The organism is Ruegeria sp. AB6 (assembly GCF_056542685.1).
Window position 1 is genome coordinate 809,890 of the sequence record NZ_JBQGAD010000001.1, and the last position, 15,701, is coordinate 825,590.

Consider the following 15,701-nt stretch of genomic DNA (forward strand, 5'->3'; position numbering starts at 1 on the left):
TCAGACTGATCTGACGCACCCAATCAGGCCACACGCCGTCCGCGCGACCAAACGCCGTTCAACGCAGGAGCACCCTCGCGCAGACGGAACCGAATGACATCGGCGCGGGCACCTTCACCCAGCTCACCGCGATCCTGCAGACCCACAGCTTGTGCAGGTGTTTGCGTCACAGTGCGCAGACCACGCGCCATATTGCCCCACATATCGCCCAGGCGGGTTGCCGACAGCAGCAGCGCGGCGGGCACATAGTCTGACGACAAAATATCCAGATGGCCCAGATCAGCCAGTTCCTGCGCCGCGACATTGCCGGAATGAGACCCACCCCGGATCACATTGGGCGCCCCCATCATAACCTTGATTCCGTGATCGTGGCAGGCCCGGGCGGCCTCGACCGTGGTGGGGAATTCGGCCAGCGTGATGCCATGCCCCGCCGAAACGGCCACCTGATCCTGCGTCGTGTCATCGTGGCTGGCCAGCATCGCCCCGAACCGTTTGGCGGCCTTGACCGTCTCGACCTCGTGCTGATCGCCAAACCGATCGCGCAACGCCTTCAGTTGTGCCACGTGCTGCAGGAAGTCATCATCGTTCATGCCATGCTTGCCCTTCATGTAGGCCTCAAGCTGGGTCATATCGCGGAACTGCCTCTGGCCGGGCGTGTGATCCATCAGCGACACCAAACCGACGCGATCCTCGGGGCCGAACTCGTCCAGCTCGGCCACGAGGGTTTCCGAGCAGACCTCGGCCCGCAGGTGTAGAAAATGGCTGATCTTCAGCGCATCCTGTTCGCGCAGATCCCACAGCTCGCGCGACAGCTCGCGGGCGTATTTCTTGTAGCGGTTGCCCGATGGGATCGAACCGATGCGCATGGCGTCGAACACAGTGGTGATCCCGGTGCTGGCCAGTTCCGCATCGTGCGCCAAAATCGCCGCCGCATGGGGCCAATCGACTTTGGGGCGCGGCTGGATGTGGCGTTCCAGATTGTCCGTGTGCAGTTCGACCAGACCGGGGCAGACATAGTCGCCGCCGCAATCCACTGCGCCGGGCGGCACGGTGCTGCCCGTGGCGATCTCGGCGATGGTTTCACCGGTGACGCGGATGCTGCCTGTGACCGTCTCATCGGGCAGAACCAGCGTGGCATTGGCAAGGATCATTTCTTCTGTCATCTGAACTTCACACGGTCTGAGCTATTGGGTAGGCCACGGATAGGAGGCCAATGTGACATTCACGCGATACGCGATCTATTTTGCGCCACCCGAGGGGGCCGAGTGGACCCGGTTTGGCACAAGTTGGCTGGGCTGGGACGTTGAGACCGGCGCGACGGTCGCGCACCCCGATATCCCAGATGTTGACGTGGCTGCCGTCACGCAGGTGCCGCGCAAATACGGGCTGCACGCGACGATGAAGCCGCCGTTCCGGCTGCGCGACGGGCAATCCGTTCAAGCGCTGCGCGAGGCTTGCGCGCAGATGGCTGCTGCGCAGGCTCCGGTCACGTTGGAGGGGCTTGAGATCGCACGACTGGGCCGGTTCCTGGCCCTGCGCCCCAAAGGTGACGGGGCCGCGCTGAACGCGCTGGCCGCCGCCTGCGTGCGTGATCTGGACAGCTTCCGCGCGCCCGCATCCGAGGCCGAATTGCAGCGTCGTCGTGGCACCGGGCTGTCGCCAGCGCATGAGGCCAATCTGGTGCAATGGGGATACCCTTACGTGATGGACTCGTTCCGCTTTCACATCACCCTCAGCGGCAAGTTGGACAAACCGACGCTGGCCACCGTTCAGGATGCGCTGGACACGCGGCTTGCGCCCATGCTGCCCACGCCGTTCCACATCACCGATCTGGCGCTGATGGGCGAGGCCGAGAACGGGCGGTTTCACCTGATCCATCGCTATGCCCTTTCCAGCTGAAGCTGGGTGATGATGGCGTTAACTGTCTGGTCCAGCGGGCCGGAATTGTCGATCTGCAGCACCCGGCGCAATCCATCGGGCAGCGTGATCTGCGCGCGTTCAAGCCGACGAGCCTGATCCGTCGCACTTTCGCGCCCACGCGCCGACAGGCGCTGCGCCAGCACCCGCGGGTCGGCAGTCAGCGAGATCACGACCAGATCACCAAACACCTCTTGCGCGCGCAAAAGCACGGATCGGGACAGGTTCACCAAAACTGCATCCGCCTGCCCCCGCAGCTGCTGGATGCTTTGGGGCACCCCATACAGCAACCCATGGGCCGGCCAGTGCAGGGCAAAGGCATCCTCATCCACCATCTGCTGAAATGTGCCTTCGGAGACTCGGTCGAAATCTTCGCCGTCCTCGCCCTCGGGGCGGGTGATCACCCGGCGCATCCGGTGAATACGTGCGGAGCGCGCCTCTAGCGCCTCGATCACGCTGTCCTTGCCAACGCCCGAGGGTCCGACGACCGCAATGACCGGTGCAAGGGTCATGCGGCCATCCCCGGTGTGAATTCCGAGACGTTGATCTCACGGTCGCACACCCGTTCACGCGCGCCGACATCGTGGAAAATGCCGATGATCGCCGCACCGCGCGCCTTCGCTTCTTCGATCAGGCTCAGCACGGTTTCACGGTTCTGCACGTCAAGCGAGGCGGTGGGCTCATCCAGCAGCATCGCCGGATAGTCGTGCGCAAAGCCCCGCGCGATGTTCACGCGCTGCTGCTCGCCGCCCGAAAAGGTCGTGGGGCTGAGCGTCCAGAGGCGCTCAGGAATGTTCAGCCGGGCCAGTAGCCCTGCCGCCTTGTCGAGCGCCGTCTGACGGTCGCATCCGACGGCCAGCAGAGGCTCGGCCACCACCTCAAGCGTCGGCACGCGCGGCACCACCCGCAGGAACTGGCTGACATAGCCCAGAGTGTCCCGCCGCAGGGCCAGAATCTCGCGCGGTTCAGCCTGCGCCACATCCACGCCGCCCACCATGACTTGCCCCGAGGCGGCCAGATAGTTGCCGTAGATCACCCGCATCAGGGTGGATTTGCCCGCCCCGGACGCTCCGGTCAAAGCCACGCATTCCCCGGGGGCCACGCTGAGTGTCGCGCCCTCCATCACAGGGATCACCGCGCTGCCCTGATTGTGCAAGGTAAAGCTTTTGCTGACGTTGTTCAGTTCAATCATCTCTCACACCTGCAACACGCTTGAGACCAGCAACTGCGTGTACGCATGTTGCGGATCGTCCAGCACCTGATCGGTCAGGCCGGATTCGACCACGTGACCGTCTTTCATCACCATCAGCCGATCCGCCAACAGGCGCACCACAGCCAGATCATGCGTGACGATGATGGCGCTCAACCCCATCTCGCGCACCAACCCGCGCAGCAAATCCAGCAGACGCGCCTGAACCGAAACATCCAGCCCGCCCGTCGGTTCATCCATGAAAACCAGCCGAGGCCCGGTCACCAGATTGCGCGCGATCTGCAACCGCTGCTGCATCCCACCGGAAAAGGCGGTGGGGCGGTCATCGACGCGGTTCGCTTCGATCTCGACCCGGCCCAGCCAGTCGATGGCCTTGTCGCGGATGTCACCATAGTGACGGTCGCCCACGGCCATCAGACGCTCACCAATATTGCCGCCCGCGCTTACCGACATGCGCAACCCGTCGCGGGCGTGCTGGTGGACAAAGGCCCAATCGGTGCGGCCCAGCATCCGGCGTTCGGGTTCGGACATGGTCACCGTATCCACTGGCCCGTCGGTTCGTGTATCGAAAACAACCCGCCCCCCGTCAGGTTCCAGATGACCGGCCAGACAATTCAGCAACGTCGACTTGCCCGAGCCGCTTTCACCTACGATCCCCATAACCTCACCGGGATAGAGATCAAAGCTGACGCCGGTACAGCCGATCCGGGTGCCATAGGTTTTGCGGATGTTCTGAACGCTTAACAGCGGGGTCATGGGGCTACCTCGGGTCATAGGCAAATTCGATCCGATTGCCGCCCGGCTCTCGGATCATGAAGTGGATTTTTGACCCAGCACCCGAAGGTTCGGGGGCAAATTCCACCTGAACGCCGGGCCAGTCTTTCACAGCGGCAAACACCACATCCAAAGACTCGCGCGACGGGATTTTGAACGCCACATGGTGCAACCCGACATTGGCATGACGATCGAAGCCGTGCTGATCTTCGCCCTTTTGCTGCCACAGCGTCAGAACCGCCGAGCCGTTGCTGATAAAGGCCGAGGGGTATTCGGGCCGTCCACCGACCACATCCCAGCCCAGCGCCTCGACAAAGAACGCCTTGGTCGCCTCAAGGTCCGAGACCGTCAGGCCCAGATGATCAATTCCCAGAACGTGTTCGCGCATCATGCTGCATCCTCCTTGGCCAAACGCCCCTCATGCCCCGCCGCGCGGCGCGAGCGGCAGTAATCGGTGTCGGAACAGACAAACATCCGGTTGCCCGCGTCATCCATGATCAACTCGTCCAGATAGCTGTCTTCGGCCCCGCACAGGTCGCAGGGATGGTCTGCCTTGGTCGCCTCGAACGGATAGTCCTCGAAGTCGAGGCTGACGACCTTGGTGTGCGGCGGCACCGCATAGATGCGCTGCTCGCGCCCCGCGCCGAACAGCTGGATCGCGTCCATTTCCAGCTTGGGGTTGTCGAATTTAGGGATCGGAGACGGATCCATCACATAGCGCCCGGACACTTTTACCGGATAGGCGTATGAGGTCGAAATTGCCCCGTGCTGACTAATATCTTCATACAGCTTCACATGCATCAGTCCGTATTCTTCAAGCGCGTGCATCTTGCGCGTTTCCGTCTCACGCGGTTCCAGAAAGCGCAGAGGCTCGGGGATCGGCACCTGATAGACCAGTATCTGATCCTCGGTCAGTTCCGCCTCGGGGATCCGGTGGCGGGTCTGGATGACGGTGGCCTTTTCCGTTTCCTCGGTGGTCGCGACCCCGGCTGTGTTCTCAAAGAATTTACGGATCGAGACCGCGTTGGTCGTGTCATCCGCGCCCTGATCAATCACCTTGAACGTATCATCCGGCGTCAGCGTCGCGGCCGAGACTTGCACCCCACCCGTACCCCAGCCATAAGGCATCGGCATCTCGCGGCTGGCAAAAGGCACCTGATATCCGGGCACAGCCAGTCCTTTGAGGATCGCCCGCCGGATCATCCGCTTGGTTTGCTCGTCGAGATAGGCGAAATTGTACTCGCTCATAGTATTCCCCTCTCGGACAATTCTGTTTCCAGTGCTTCGGCGCCGACAAATTGAATAGCGTCCATTCCCACAGCACGCGCACCGTCGTCATTGTGCAAACCATCGTCGATGAACACGCAGTCTTGGGGCTGAACAGCGGCCCGTTCGCACAGAAGTCTAAAAATACGCGGATCAGGCTTCATGACGCCTTCCTGACCCGAGACCACCAACGTGCCGAACACCTCACCCAACCGGGGATGCACTTTCAGACCCTCTGGCCAGGTTTCGGCCGACCAATTGGTAATAGCGTGGACGGGGGTTCCATTCGCCTTGAGGCGATCGAGGATATCCCAAGTGCCTTTAACCGCGTTCTGAACAGTGAGTGTATATCGCTCCACGTAGGAGGCGAACAGGTTCTGATCCTCCGGGTCCACCAACTCTTTGGCCATATCGGCGAACCGCTCGCCGTTGTCTCCCCGTGCGTTTTTTGCTTTGAACCCGGTCCGCTCGATGAAAGCATGGGCAGCTTCATCCGATCCTAGATCATCGACCCATGCAAGATGGGGGTGCCAATCAACCAATACACCGCCGATATCGAATACAACGACCTTCATTCCGCAGCCTCCTTTGGGGTGATCCGTTCCTCGGCCTCGCGGCGTAGTTTTCGGACCAATTCCAGTTCGGACTGGAAATCCACGTAGTGCGGTAGCTTGATATGTTCCAAGAAACCGGTGGCCTGAATGTTGTCGGCATGGCTTAGGACAAATTCCTCATCCTGTGCAGGTGCGCCCAAATTGTCCTCGTCCAGCTCCTTCCAACGCAGCGCGCGATCGACCAGAGCCATGGCGATAGACTTGCGCTCGGACTGACCAAAGACCAGACCATAGCCACGGGTGAACTGCGGCGGTTCGGTTTTCGAGCCCTTGAATTGATTAACTGTCTCGCATTCGGTCAACTCGACTTCACCGATTCCGATGGCAAGGCCCAACTCGGGAATGTCCATCTCGACCGCAACTTTGCCAATCCGCAGTTCACCCACGAACGCATGGTTGCGGGCGTATCCGCGCTGGGTCGAATAGGCCATGCCCAGCACGAACCCCTCATCCCCGCGGGTCAGGGATTGCAGGCGCAGGGGACGGGTCGAGGGAAACTCCATCGGTTCACGTGTCAGGTCGCCCGGTGTCTCGTCGCTAGTGAGCTCATCCTGAATGATGTCCTCACCCTTGAGGAATTCGGTGATATGTGGCGTTGGCTCGGTGCACGGCGCGGCTTCGGGCGCAATCGGGTCGCCGCCTTCTGCGGCCAGTTTGAAATCCAGCAAACGATGGGTGTAGTCGAAGGTCGGCCCCAGCACCTGCCCGCCGGGCGCATCCTTGAACGTGGCCGAAATGCGCCGGTCGCAGGCCATATCGCCTGTCGCAACCGGGTTGGTGTACCCAAAGCGCGGCAGCGTCGTGCGGTAGGCTCGGATCAGGAAAATCGCCTCGATCAGATCACCGCGCGCCTGTTTTATCGCCAGTGCAGCAAGATCAGGGTCATACAGCGACCCTTCAGCCATCACCCGGTTCACCGCAAGGCTTAGCTGTTCGCGGACTTGGGCGACGCTCAGCTCGGCCACGTCCGGCGCGCCTCGGCGCTCTTCGGCCAGCCAGGCATGGGCGTTCTCGATCGCCTTTTCACCCCCTTTGACAGCGACATACATCGGTTACACCTCCGCGCTGATCTGGGTACTGCGCGGCAAGGCCGCTACGGTTGCACCAGATGTGAAAAAGAAATCGCAGCCCAGCGGATAAAGCGCCGCGTTGGCTTGCAGCGCCGGAATATCAGGCAGCGACAGTCGGGCCGTGTCCCGGATTCCCGGTCCTGACAACTGGGCCCCCTGCGCACTCAGACCATCACACTCCACGATCAGGGTGGCCGAGCGGTCGGGATATTCTGCCGTCCCTATGCGATACTGCCCGATCGGCAACAGCGCTTGCCACGCACCGACCACAAAGTCGGCCTGCGCTGCATCCGTAAAGGGTGCGCCGGTGTGGAATGTCAGCCATCGCCGCACGGCATCCGTGTCTAACTCTCCGGCCAGACAAACCTTGGTGTCGGGGTCACACAATGTCAGCAGCAACGTGCCCGCCGCAACCGATAGCGGCGCAGGTGGCTGTGCCCCGGCCAGCGTTCTGATCTCACCCGGCCGCGCCATAACGTTCATCGCGGCGCGAAAGGCGTGAGACGACTGAACCGGAGCATTATCGAACCCACCCGAAAACTGAGCTTGTGCGGTCATCAATCCTCTCCTCGGACCAATGTGAAGAAATCAACCTTGGTGGCGGCAGCTTTGGCCGCGCGCCGGGTGTGGTCTGCCTGCACACGTTCTGACAAAGGGGCGATCACTTGGGCACGGACTTCATCCGCCGCAGCAGTTTGCATCAACGCGTCAATAAGCGCGGCAGCCTCAGATTTTGGCTTGGACCGGCCCTGGACATAGCCATGCCCGACCGTGCCATCCTCCAACACCACCGAACACCGGGTAACGGTCATTTCCCCCAGGTTGAATGGGGCGCCCGTAGCCCCCGCACGACCCCGCACCATAACGCCGCCGATTTCGGGGCGGCGCAGCCATTCAAAGCGCGGAGGCGTGGCATATTTCTGCCAAAGGGCCATTAATGCGTCTTCGGGCGCGCGGGCCAGAAGACCCATCCGCGCCCGACGCGCTTCGGTGTTGATTTCTGACAATTCCGTCATCGGACCCTCTTGGATGGGTTGTCTATTTATACTATACAACTAGACAAATATTACACCTCAACGGTACCTTCCGCAATCCACCGGTGCATGAAGATTTGATGACATGAGTAAAACACCCATCTGGAAAAGCATCGCGTTGGCCCTGATCTCAGATATCGCCGAAGGCCGCTATGACACCGGCGACCAACTGCCGACCGAGGCGCAACTGGCCGCCAAGCATGGTGTGAACCGCCATACGGTGCGACGCGCTCTCGCAGACCTGACCGAGCAAGGGCTAGTTCACCCCCGGCGCGGAGCAGGTGTCTTTGTGGCAGCGCGACCCACCGACTATCCGATCGGAAAACGCGTCAGGTATCACAAGAGCATATCGGCCAGCGGAAAAATTCCGGGCAAGAAAATCCTGAGCCTGACAACGCGAACGTCCGATGCAGCCGAGGCCGAGGCCCTGGGCCTGATCCCCGGCGATCTGGTACACGTCTATGACGGCTTGTCTTTAGCGGATGGTCAGCCGATCGCTCTGTTTCAAAGCGTCTTTCCGGCCAAGCGCCTGCCCAATATTCTGACCGCCTTGTCCGAGACACAATCCGTGACCAAAGCATTGCAACGCTGTGGAATCGACGACTACACCCGCCACTCCACCCGCCTGACCGCACGCGCCGCGAGCGCAACCCAGGCTTTGCACCTGCGCTTGCCCGAGGGTGCCCCTGTTCTGCATTCGATCGGTATCAACATAGCGCCCAATGGCACACCTATCGAATATGGTCGCACCACATTTGCCGGTGATCGCGTTACTCTGACACTTGGTGATGATTGAGCCCAGAATGCTCCCGCCCGTCTTCGACCTCCTGCCGGAGGTTTCATCCCGTTGGGCATAGCGCCGCGCAAAGCGCGGCGCCGGGCCCAAGGCCGCCAGCGGGTATCGGCGTAGCCGATGCGTGCGCGGGCGCGGGAGGACCACGCCCACACATGTTGCGGCTACTCGTATTTCTCTAGGAAGGCTTCCGCCTGCAGCGACCGGAAATCCGGAAGCGCAGCCCGCAGGCGCGCATTGTCCCAATCCCACCAGGCCAAGGCCAGCATTCGTTCCGCGACGCCAGCGGGGTATCTCGGCCGGATCGGAGCAGCCGTCACACCACCTACAATGGTGTATGGTGTGACATCCTTGGTCACGACCGCACCTGAGGCCACAATCGCACCGTGACCAATTGTGACTTCGGGTTTGATGATCGCAGCATGGCCGACCCATGTGTCATGACCAATCACGGTCATCCGACTGGCGCGATGTTCGAACCAAGCTGCATCATCTTCTACGTCATCCCAATAATCCGCCGAACGATACAGGAAGTGATGCAACGAGGCTTTCTCCATCGGGTGATCCGTTGCACCGACCCGGGTAAAACTGGCGATGTTGGCAAACTTGCCGATCTGAGCGTTCGCGATATCACAGGTCCTGTCACAATATGAATAGTCCCCAAGCTCCACATTGGCCAATCGCGTCCCGGCACCAATTTCGACATACGCGCCGAATGTGCTGTTGGTGATCGCACAATCTGGGTGGAAAAACGGTTGATCGGAACTCAGTCGTGCCATGTGATTTCCTTAGCTCGCGGATAACGCGATCTTTGCCTTTTTCCGTTGCGGCTTCGTTTCGCCTTGGATCAATCGGCGACGCAGCCAGCCCGAGAACCAATCCATCAGCATTACCATCAGGATGATCAGAACGATGTAGTAGGCAACCTCTTCCCAGTCTTTCTGGGTGATGATGGCCTGCGTCAGCAGCAAGCCGATCCCACCGCCCGTAATCGCACCAATCACAGTGGCGCTGCGCGTGTTGGATTCGAGGAAATAGAGCAACTGGCTGAGCAGCACCGGCGTCACCTGCGGGATCACCCCGAACCGATAGCGTTGCGGCGCGTTGGCTCCGGTCGATTGGACGCCCTCAATCTGTTTTTGATCCACATTCTCCAGCGCTTCCGAGAAAATCTTGCCGAACGTCCCTGTATCCGTCACCAGAATGGCCAGTGCACCTGTCAGCGGACCGGGGCCGAAAGCCCGCGCCAGAACGACGGTCCAGATCAGAGCGTCCACGCCACGCACAAAATCAAACACCCGGCGCGTGAGAAACCGAACCGAACGCAGTGGGTTGAAATTGCGCGTCGCAAGAAAAGCCAGCGGCAGGGCCACAATGCCTGCCCCCAAGGTTCCGAGGAAGGCCATCAGGATCGTCTCGAAAATGGCCCAAGCCACGTCCTGATGGCGCCACATCTTGTTGGTCCAGAAATCATTCAGGATCGCGCCCGCCTCACCATTTGCGGCCAGCCCAATGAGTTGCGGGAACGACTTGCCATAGTAGGGGCTATCGAGGGTGAAGAAGAACAGCTCCCACCCGTTGAAATAGCGGAACACTTCGGACCGGTTGCGCGTCACGGTCAGGCGGCCGGCATCCGTGGTGATCGCCATCCGGTTCTTTGAGTCATTGATCCAGTCGGGAACGTCGCCTGCGGGCAGCTCGGCCTGAACACCCGCCGAACGGGTCGGCGTAGCACGCACCGTGCCATAACCGGGGATGTCATATTCCACCGTCTCGGGGCCGAACCGCACGATATGGCCGTCTTCCAGATCAATCACCGTGGTCTTGCCCAGAGCGACCCAATCCGGCGCTTGGCCTTCGGGATATGCACCCTTGCGCTCACCTTCGATTGCGGCCGAGACTTCACCTGTGCGATTGTCACGCTCGATGTGGGTTTTGTAACTGTAGCTGTCAGCCACAAGCGTCTTGCCGTTTTCCCAGTTGGCGCGTCCGGCCAATCCAGGCACGTCGAAAGCGAAAAACACATAGGTTAGATAGACCAGCACCAACGCAGGCAATCCAAAATTGATCAGGCGCTTTCGGCTGAACAGACGATCAGCCTCGGCCTTCAACTCATCAAGGGTGAGGTCAGTGGCGAAGGTGCTCATGTCCGCGCTCCTTTCTCGGATCCTTGGGTCAGGCGATCACGCAGATGGCCCGAGATTTGGTCGACCACAACGATGGTGACGAACAACAGCAAGAAAATCGCGGCAGCCTGATCGTACTTGCCCTGCCCCCAGGACATCGAGTTGCGCAGCTCATAGCCAAGACCACCTGCACCGACGAAACCCAGAATGGCCGAGGCGCGAATGTTGATCTCGAACCGAAGCAGAGCGTAGCTGACATAGTTCGGCCCAACCTGAGGGATCACGCCCAGGTACATGCGCTGCGACCAGTTCGCGCCGACCGAAGCCAAACCCTCGACCGGTTTTAATGAGGCGTTCTCATTCACCTCAGAAAACAACTTGCCCAGTGCGCCAGCCGTATGGATTGCAATGGCGATCATCGCCGGAACCGGGCCGCCACCCAGAATAAAGATCAGGACCAGAGCGATCACGATTTCAGGGATAGCGCGACAGATATCGGCGATACGCCTAAACAGGGGGATCAGCGCGGGCCAAAGCGCCATTCCACGTGTGGACATCAGCGCAAGGAACGTACCCGCAATGGTGCCGATCAGCGTAGATGCGGCGGCGATGTTGATCGTTTCAACCAGCGCAGGGAAGAACTTGACCAGATTGGCGGGCAACGCGTCGATCTTTTCCCAGGCTTCGGACAGCACCTCTGCCGGGTAGTCAAAGATACGGTGCCAACCATCCGCGAAACTACCGGCATTGCGGTCATCCGCCGTACGAAACCCGGCAACCATCAAAGCCACGAAAACAATCAGAAGAATACCACCATAGACCCGCTTGCGTCGTGTCATCTCGGTATAGTCGGCCCGGATCTGGTCGACGGTCGGGGACCCTGCGGTCAGGTCTGTCATGGAATGCTCCTGAGTGGAAAACGGGGCCCGGCTTGGAACACCGGACCCCGGTCTTTGGGGTGTGCAGGCTTAGTTGGACTTCAGCTTGCGCGCTTCGATGATGATCTCATACGCGTCATGCGTGATCGGCTCGAACGCGCGGGCTTCACCGGCGGCAACGCCGTAGAAGCACTCACGGTCTTTCTCAGCCAGACCAGCCATCAGAGCGGTCATTTTCTCTTTTACATCTGCAGGCAGCGCGGTGCGCAGAACAACCGGACCTTCGGGGATCGGCTTGGATTTCCAAATCTGGACCATGTCGTTCATGTCGACCAGACCGGCATCAACAGCGCGACGCAGCGCGCCCGACTGATACCCATCTTCCCAATCGCCCAGGCCGTCAGCCCAAGTTACGCCACCATGGACGTCACCGTTGTTCACGGCAACGATGGTCTGCTCGTGGCCACCGGTGAATTTCACCTCACCGAAATAGTCGCCCGATTCCATGGTGGAACCCGTTGCCGCAGGGATTTCGATCGACGGGATCAGGTAGCCCGAGGTCGAGTTCGGATCGCCAAAACCAAAGGTCTTGCCCTTCATGTCCTCCAGCGAGGTGATGCCGCTGTCTTTGCGCGCAAAACCGATCGAGAAATAGCCATAACCGCCATCGGTGTTGACCTTGACCAGAACCGGCTCGACCGCTTCGGGATCGGACAAGTAGGTTTTCGCATAACCCGAAGCACCCAGCCACGCCATGTCGATGGTGCCGCCCAGCAGGCCCTGGATCACACCGTCATAATCAGCCGGTGCGAACAGTTTGGTTTCAACGCCCAGAGTTTCCTCGGTGTATTCGCGCAGGCATTCGTTGTTGTTCAGACGGTCCTGAGCGTTTTCACCGCCCAGAATGCCGATGCGGAATTCGTTGATATCCGCGGCCAGGGCCGGCGCGGCCATTGCAGTTGTGGCCACCAGGGCTGCCATCAGTTTTTTCATCTGTCTCTCTCCGGTTTGATATGCCGGCCTTTCATCGGCCGGTCGATGAAAGGGGTGGTTGGCTTAGATGGTTGCTTCCGCTTCCATCAGGGCCTTCTGAGTCGCATCCAGCGTCTCAATCTCGGTCGATGTCGCCTCTTCCGAGAAGCTGGCATCAGCGCCATAGATCTCGCGGGCGACGCCGGTTGTCAGTTGCTCGGGCAGGCCGTCGAACACGATGCGACCGTCGCGCATACCGACAACGCGGTCGCAATAGCGACGAGCCGTATCCAGCGTGTGTAGGTTGGCGATTACTGTGCGGCCGTCTTCTTCATGGATGCGGCGCAGTGCCTGCATGACGACCTGCGCATTCATCGGGTCCAGCGAGGCAATGGGTTCGTCCGCCAGAATGATGCTTGGATCCTGCATCAGCGCGCGCGCAATGGCGACCCGCTGTTGCTGCCCACCTGACAGCGCCTCGGCCCGTTTAGGCGCGTGCTCTGCTATGCCCAGACGGTCAAGAATGTCGATGGCGCGGTGGATATCGGCCATCGGAAACAGGTTGAACATGGTTGCCAGCGTGGAATGACGGTTGAGCGTACCGTGTAATACGTTCGACACCACATCCATGCGCGGCACCAGATTGAACTGCTGGAAGATCATCGCGCAATCGGCCTGCCAGGCGCGTTTGTCACGCCCCTTCAGTTGGGTGACGTCGCGACCCTCGAACAGAATCTGACCTTCGGAGGAATCAGTCAGACGGTTGATCATCCGCAACAAGGTGGACTTTCCCGCACCCGACCGTCCGATGATCCCGATCATACAAGGTTTATCGACGTCCAGAGTGGCTGCATTCACGGCGACATTATCACCGAAACGCTTCGTCAGTTTTTCTATGCGCAGCACGAGCTACCCCCAATACCTGTTGGCGGTCAGCTAAAGGCGATCTTCAACGGAACTGTGAAAGTGCAGTGAAAGTTTTGTAACGGCGTTGACCCCTACCCTTCAGTACACAACGCGGGTATACGCAGGCCGAGTCCACATACTGACACGAGGCTACCATGAGCTTTGACCGCACCATCAAGATCGCCCCGTCGATCCTGTCCGCCGATTTCGCCAATTTCGGGGCCGAGATTCAAGCCATCGAAGCCCAGGGCGCCGATTGGGTCCATGTGGACGTGATGGACGGTCATTTCGTACCAAACCTGACCTTCGGCCCTCCAGCGGTCAAAGCGTTCCGACCGCATGTGAAAACAGTTATGGATGTCCATCTGATGATCACTCCGGTCGACCCCTATATTCAGGCCTATGCCGATGCCGGCGCCGATATCCTGACCGCGCATATTGAGGCCGGTCCGCACACTCACCGCACCCTGCAAGCGATCCGCGCCGCGGGTATGAAGGCTGGTGTTGCCCTGAACCCCGGCACCCCGGCCGAGGCGATCGAACACCTGCTGGACCTGACGGATCTGGTTTGCGTGATGACCGTGAACCCCGGCTTTGGCGGGCAGAAATTCATCGACATGACCGACAAGGTCCGCCGTCTGCGCCAGATGATCGGCGACCGCCCCATCCATATTGAGATCGACGGCGGCGTCGATCCAAACACCGCCCCACTGGTCGCGGCGGCCGGTGCAGACGTTCTGGTCGCAGGGTCGGCTGTGTTCAAAGGCGGATCAGTCTCGACCCCCGAAGTATATGGCGAGAACATCCGCACCGTGCGCGCCGCCGCAGAAACAGCACTTTAACGCCTTCGGGCCATGCACCTGCTGCACTGCGGCTATGCCTGATTTCAGCTACCTAATCGCACAAGCTGCGATTAGGTTTCGGACTGTCAGAATTCAAACCTATGGCGTGTTTCCATGTCCAAACCCTCTTCACCCCGCCCGTACAGCTTTAACCCCGTTGGCCTGACCGGGCGCTTGCCGCATAGACTGCGCACAGCACTTCACAAGCTGTCCAAGGCGCGATCTTCGGCTCGACGCATCCGTGCCTATTGGGTCATGAGCGATCAGGACCTGCGCGCACGCAGCTTGAGACGCGAAGACATCATCCGACTGGTTCTGGCGGATGTGATCTAAACACAGTCCCCACCCAAGGCGATTTGTGGTGCAGGGCTCAGGCGCATCCCTGCGCTATTTGGCTTTGCTTGTCATCCGGGACAGCTTTGCGTCCCGATAGTCAAATTTCGCGCTGCGATAGGGCGCGAAGATCGCGTCGCAATCCGTGGCATCTGGTGATGGAGGCCGAATGAAATCGTGCAGTTCAAAGCCCTGCTCGGCCATCACTGCCACAAAGTCACTGAACCTATAACCACCTTGGTATCGCCGCCGAACCGAGACCTCGGCCAGAACAAAGGCGCAGTTTTGCAGCATTTCGCTTGCGCCCTTGATCACCTCAATCTCGAACCCTTCAGTATCGATCTTCAGGCCAAAAGGCCCATCGTAAGAACGCGCAATCTCATCCAAAGTGCGGACGGGCACCTGTCTTTCCTCAATGCCGGACGTATGCGCACTGGCGGCTTCGTCAAAGGCCATCATCGTAGCGCGCGTTCCCAACACTCGGCCAGCAACTGTCGGTATATGAAGGGTCGTCTGCCCGTTTTCCGCGCCAACGCCGCAGGCATGGAAGTCGAAATCAATTTTGTCGCCCCAATTCTTGCGCAGCTTAATTTCATAGTCCGCGATCGGCTCGACCAGAACAAATTTCGCCTTTGGAAAGGCCTCATACAGATGAGAGGTGCCCGACGCGACGCCAACATCGAAAATAGTGGCGGCCTCAAAGCCCAGGCTTGCGATATAGTCCCCGCTCTCTCTATTGACCGATACTTGATAGCCCCGACGTTTCAGACGCCGAGCCAATCGAATTTCGATGTCATCCATAGGTGAATTCTCCGTTGGCGCGCCTAACACAGTCGGCGAAGCAGTCGAGCTAAAGAAACATCGCTTTGCCACAAGCACAACGAAAAAGGCCGCCCCCTGTGGAACGGCCTTCTTTAATTCAACATTTAGGACCGAGATTATTCGACGAATAATCTCAGCACCTTC

General features: G+C 59.8%; 20 protein-coding genes. 4 read left to right on the forward strand and 16 right to left on the reverse strand.

The window, feature by feature from the left end:
• Positions 1-23: 23 nt before the first annotated feature.
• Positions 24-1,163 (reverse strand): alpha-D-ribose 1-methylphosphonate 5-triphosphate diphosphatase, encoded by a 1,140-nt coding sequence (locus ACR0DB_RS04025; protein ID WP_480549036.1) that lies wholly within the window; start codon positions 1,161-1,163, stop codon positions 24-26.
• A gap of 52 nt (positions 1,164-1,215) precedes the next feature.
• Between ACR0DB_RS04025 and ACR0DB_RS04030 the strand changes: the two genes are divergently transcribed.
• Positions 1,216-1,899 carry a DUF1045 domain-containing protein gene (locus ACR0DB_RS04030; protein ID WP_480549038.1) on the forward strand — a complete coding sequence of 228 codons (684 nt, stop codon included), beginning with the start codon at positions 1,216-1,218 and terminating at the stop codon, positions 1,897-1,899.
• Here the strand turns inward: ACR0DB_RS04030 and phnN are convergent.
• From phnN to phnG, 9 genes are read right to left on the reverse strand one after another with little or no spacing between them, the layout of a single operon-like run.
• Complete coding sequence (phnN, locus tag ACR0DB_RS04035; protein ID WP_480549040.1) at positions 1,881-2,429, reverse strand: phosphonate metabolism protein/1,5-bisphosphokinase (PRPP-forming) PhnN; 549 nt, start codon at positions 2,427-2,429, stop codon at positions 1,881-1,883. The genes ACR0DB_RS04030 and phnN overlap by 19 nt on opposite strands.
• Positions 2,426-3,109, reverse strand: a complete 684-nt coding sequence (gene phnL, locus ACR0DB_RS04040) for a phosphonate C-P lyase system protein PhnL (protein WP_480549042.1) — start codon at positions 3,107-3,109, stop codon at positions 2,426-2,428. Before phnL ends, phnN begins: the two co-directional genes overlap by 4 nt.
• A gap of 3 nt (positions 3,110-3,112) precedes the next feature.
• Positions 3,113-3,883, reverse strand: a complete 771-nt coding sequence (phnK, locus tag ACR0DB_RS04045) for a phosphonate C-P lyase system protein PhnK (protein ID WP_170354808.1) — start codon at positions 3,881-3,883, stop codon at positions 3,113-3,115.
• 4 nt (positions 3,884-3,887) lie between these two features.
• Positions 3,888-4,292 (reverse strand): VOC family protein, encoded by a 405-nt coding sequence (locus tag ACR0DB_RS04050; RefSeq protein WP_480549044.1) that lies wholly within the window; start codon positions 4,290-4,292, stop codon positions 3,888-3,890.
• The gene (locus ACR0DB_RS04055; protein WP_480549046.1) at positions 4,289-5,149 is read right to left on the reverse strand and encodes an alpha-D-ribose 1-methylphosphonate 5-phosphate C-P-lyase PhnJ; all 861 of its coding nucleotides are present in this window, start codon (positions 5,147-5,149) and stop codon (positions 4,289-4,291) included. The genes ACR0DB_RS04050 and ACR0DB_RS04055 overlap by 4 nt, the downstream gene beginning before the upstream one ends.
• Positions 5,146-5,742 carry an HAD family hydrolase gene (locus ACR0DB_RS04060; RefSeq protein ID WP_480549048.1) on the reverse strand — a complete coding sequence of 199 codons (597 nt, stop codon included), beginning with the start codon at positions 5,740-5,742 and terminating at the stop codon, positions 5,146-5,148. The genes ACR0DB_RS04055 and ACR0DB_RS04060 overlap by 4 nt, the downstream gene beginning before the upstream one ends.
• Complete coding sequence (locus ACR0DB_RS04065; protein ID WP_480549050.1) at positions 5,739-6,830, reverse strand: carbon-phosphorus lyase complex subunit; 1,092 nt, start codon at positions 6,828-6,830, stop codon at positions 5,739-5,741. The genes ACR0DB_RS04060 and ACR0DB_RS04065 overlap by 4 nt, the downstream gene beginning before the upstream one ends.
• A gap of 3 nt (positions 6,831-6,833) precedes the next feature.
• The gene (gene phnH / locus ACR0DB_RS04070) at positions 6,834-7,409 is read right to left on the reverse strand and encodes a phosphonate C-P lyase system protein PhnH (RefSeq protein ID WP_170782963.1); all 576 of its coding nucleotides are present in this window, start codon (positions 7,407-7,409) and stop codon (positions 6,834-6,836) included.
• Complete coding sequence (gene phnG, locus ACR0DB_RS04075; protein ID WP_480549052.1) at positions 7,409-7,867, reverse strand: phosphonate C-P lyase system protein PhnG; 459 nt, start codon at positions 7,865-7,867, stop codon at positions 7,409-7,411. The genes phnH and phnG overlap by 1 nt, the downstream gene beginning before the upstream one ends.
• Before the next feature lie 103 nt (positions 7,868-7,970).
• On the opposite strand from phnG, the gene phnF reads away from it, so the two are divergent.
• Positions 7,971-8,681 carry a phosphonate metabolism transcriptional regulator PhnF gene (gene phnF, locus ACR0DB_RS04080; RefSeq protein WP_480549054.1) on the forward strand — a complete coding sequence of 237 codons (711 nt, stop codon included), beginning with the start codon at positions 7,971-7,973 and terminating at the stop codon, positions 8,679-8,681.
• A gap of 161 nt (positions 8,682-8,842) precedes the next feature.
• On the opposite strand, the gene ACR0DB_RS04085 is transcribed toward phnF, so the two are convergent.
• The 5 genes from ACR0DB_RS04085 to phnC form a co-directional block, all read right to left on the reverse strand.
• Positions 8,843-9,457, reverse strand: a complete 615-nt coding sequence (locus tag ACR0DB_RS04085; RefSeq protein ID WP_480549056.1) for an LbetaH domain-containing protein — start codon at positions 9,455-9,457, stop codon at positions 8,843-8,845.
• Between the two features lie 9 nt (positions 9,458-9,466).
• Positions 9,467-10,825, reverse strand: a complete 1,359-nt coding sequence (gene phnE, locus ACR0DB_RS04090) for a phosphonate ABC transporter, permease protein PhnE (RefSeq protein ID WP_480549058.1) — start codon at positions 10,823-10,825, stop codon at positions 9,467-9,469.
• Positions 10,822-11,703, reverse strand: a complete 882-nt coding sequence (phnE, locus tag ACR0DB_RS04095) for a phosphonate ABC transporter, permease protein PhnE (RefSeq protein WP_480549060.1) — start codon at positions 11,701-11,703, stop codon at positions 10,822-10,824. Before phnE (ACR0DB_RS04095) ends, phnE (ACR0DB_RS04090) begins: the two co-directional genes overlap by 4 nt.
• Positions 11,704-11,772: 69 nt before the next feature.
• Positions 11,773-12,675 carry a phosphonate ABC transporter substrate-binding protein gene (gene phnD / locus ACR0DB_RS04100; RefSeq protein WP_480549062.1) on the reverse strand — a complete coding sequence of 301 codons (903 nt, stop codon included), beginning with the start codon at positions 12,673-12,675 and terminating at the stop codon, positions 11,773-11,775.
• A 63-nt stretch (positions 12,676-12,738) separates the two neighbouring features.
• On the reverse strand, positions 12,739-13,560 hold the full coding sequence (phnC, locus tag ACR0DB_RS04105) for a phosphonate ABC transporter ATP-binding protein (RefSeq protein WP_480549064.1): 822 nt from the start codon (positions 13,558-13,560) through the stop codon (positions 12,739-12,741).
• 155 nt (positions 13,561-13,715) lie between these two features.
• Between phnC and rpe the strand changes: the two genes are divergently transcribed.
• Positions 13,716-14,402 carry a ribulose-phosphate 3-epimerase gene (rpe, locus tag ACR0DB_RS04110; protein ID WP_480549066.1) on the forward strand — a complete coding sequence of 229 codons (687 nt, stop codon included), beginning with the start codon at positions 13,716-13,718 and terminating at the stop codon, positions 14,400-14,402.
• 114 nt (positions 14,403-14,516) lie between these two features.
• On the forward strand, positions 14,517-14,735 hold the full coding sequence (locus tag ACR0DB_RS04115; protein ID WP_170790303.1) for a hypothetical protein: 219 nt from the start codon (positions 14,517-14,519) through the stop codon (positions 14,733-14,735).
• Between the two features lie 54 nt (positions 14,736-14,789).
• Here the strand turns inward: ACR0DB_RS04115 and ACR0DB_RS04120 are convergent, their stop codons facing one another.
• A complete protein-coding gene (locus tag ACR0DB_RS04120; protein WP_480549068.1) occupies positions 14,790-15,536 on the reverse strand; it encodes an FkbM family methyltransferase in 747 nt (248 codons plus the stop codon).
• Between the last annotated feature and the right edge of the window lie 165 nt (positions 15,537-15,701).

What these genes read in the sequence shown, in the direction of transcription:
- ACR0DB_RS04025 (WP_480549036.1), bottom strand. Translation starts at nt 1,163, where the DNA reads ATGACAGAAGAAATGATCCTTGCCAATGCCACGCTGGTTCTGCCCGAT.
- phnN (WP_480549040.1), bottom strand. Translation starts at nt 2,429, where the DNA reads ATGACCCTTGCACCGGTCATTGCGGTCGTCGGACCCTCGGGCGTTGGC.
- phnL (WP_480549042.1), bottom strand. Translation starts at nt 3,109, where the DNA reads ATGATTGAACTGAACAACGTCAGCAAAAGCTTTACCTTGCACAATCAG.
- phnK (WP_170354808.1), bottom strand. Translation starts at nt 3,883, where the DNA reads ATGACCCCGCTGTTAAGCGTTCAGAACATCCGCAAAACCTATGGCACC.
- ACR0DB_RS04050 (WP_480549044.1), bottom strand. Translation starts at nt 4,292, where the DNA reads ATGATGCGCGAACACGTTCTGGGAATTGATCATCTGGGCCTGACGGTC.
- ACR0DB_RS04055 (WP_480549046.1), bottom strand. Translation starts at nt 5,149, where the DNA reads ATGAGCGAGTACAATTTCGCCTATCTCGACGAGCAAACCAAGCGGATG.
- ACR0DB_RS04060 (WP_480549048.1), bottom strand. Translation starts at nt 5,742, where the DNA reads ATGAAGGTCGTTGTATTCGATATCGGCGGTGTATTGGTTGATTGGCAC.
- ACR0DB_RS04065 (WP_480549050.1), bottom strand. Translation starts at nt 6,830, where the DNA reads ATGTATGTCGCTGTCAAAGGGGGTGAAAAGGCGATCGAGAACGCCCAT.
- phnH (WP_170782963.1), bottom strand. Translation starts at nt 7,409, where the DNA reads ATGACCGCACAAGCTCAGTTTTCGGGTGGGTTCGATAATGCTCCGGTT.
- phnG (WP_480549052.1), bottom strand. Translation starts at nt 7,867, where the DNA reads ATGACGGAATTGTCAGAAATCAACACCGAAGCGCGTCGGGCGCGGATG.
- phnF (WP_480549054.1), top strand. Translation starts at nt 7,971, where the DNA reads ATGAGTAAAACACCCATCTGGAAAAGCATCGCGTTGGCCCTGATCTCA.
- ACR0DB_RS04085 (WP_480549056.1), bottom strand. Translation starts at nt 9,457, where the DNA reads ATGGCACGACTGAGTTCCGATCAACCGTTTTTCCACCCAGATTGTGCG.
- phnE (WP_480549058.1), bottom strand. Translation starts at nt 10,825, where the DNA reads ATGAGCACCTTCGCCACTGACCTCACCCTTGATGAGTTGAAGGCCGAG.
- phnE (WP_480549060.1), bottom strand. Translation starts at nt 11,703, where the DNA reads ATGACAGACCTGACCGCAGGGTCCCCGACCGTCGACCAGATCCGGGCC.
- phnD (WP_480549062.1), bottom strand. Translation starts at nt 12,675, where the DNA reads ATGAAAAAACTGATGGCAGCCCTGGTGGCCACAACTGCAATGGCCGCG.
- rpe (WP_480549066.1), top strand. Translation starts at nt 13,716, where the DNA reads ATGAGCTTTGACCGCACCATCAAGATCGCCCCGTCGATCCTGTCCGCC.
- ACR0DB_RS04115 (WP_170790303.1), top strand. Translation starts at nt 14,517, where the DNA reads ATGTCCAAACCCTCTTCACCCCGCCCGTACAGCTTTAACCCCGTTGGC.
- ACR0DB_RS04120 (WP_480549068.1), bottom strand. Translation starts at nt 15,536, where the DNA reads ATGGATGACATCGAAATTCGATTGGCTCGGCGTCTGAAACGTCGGGGC.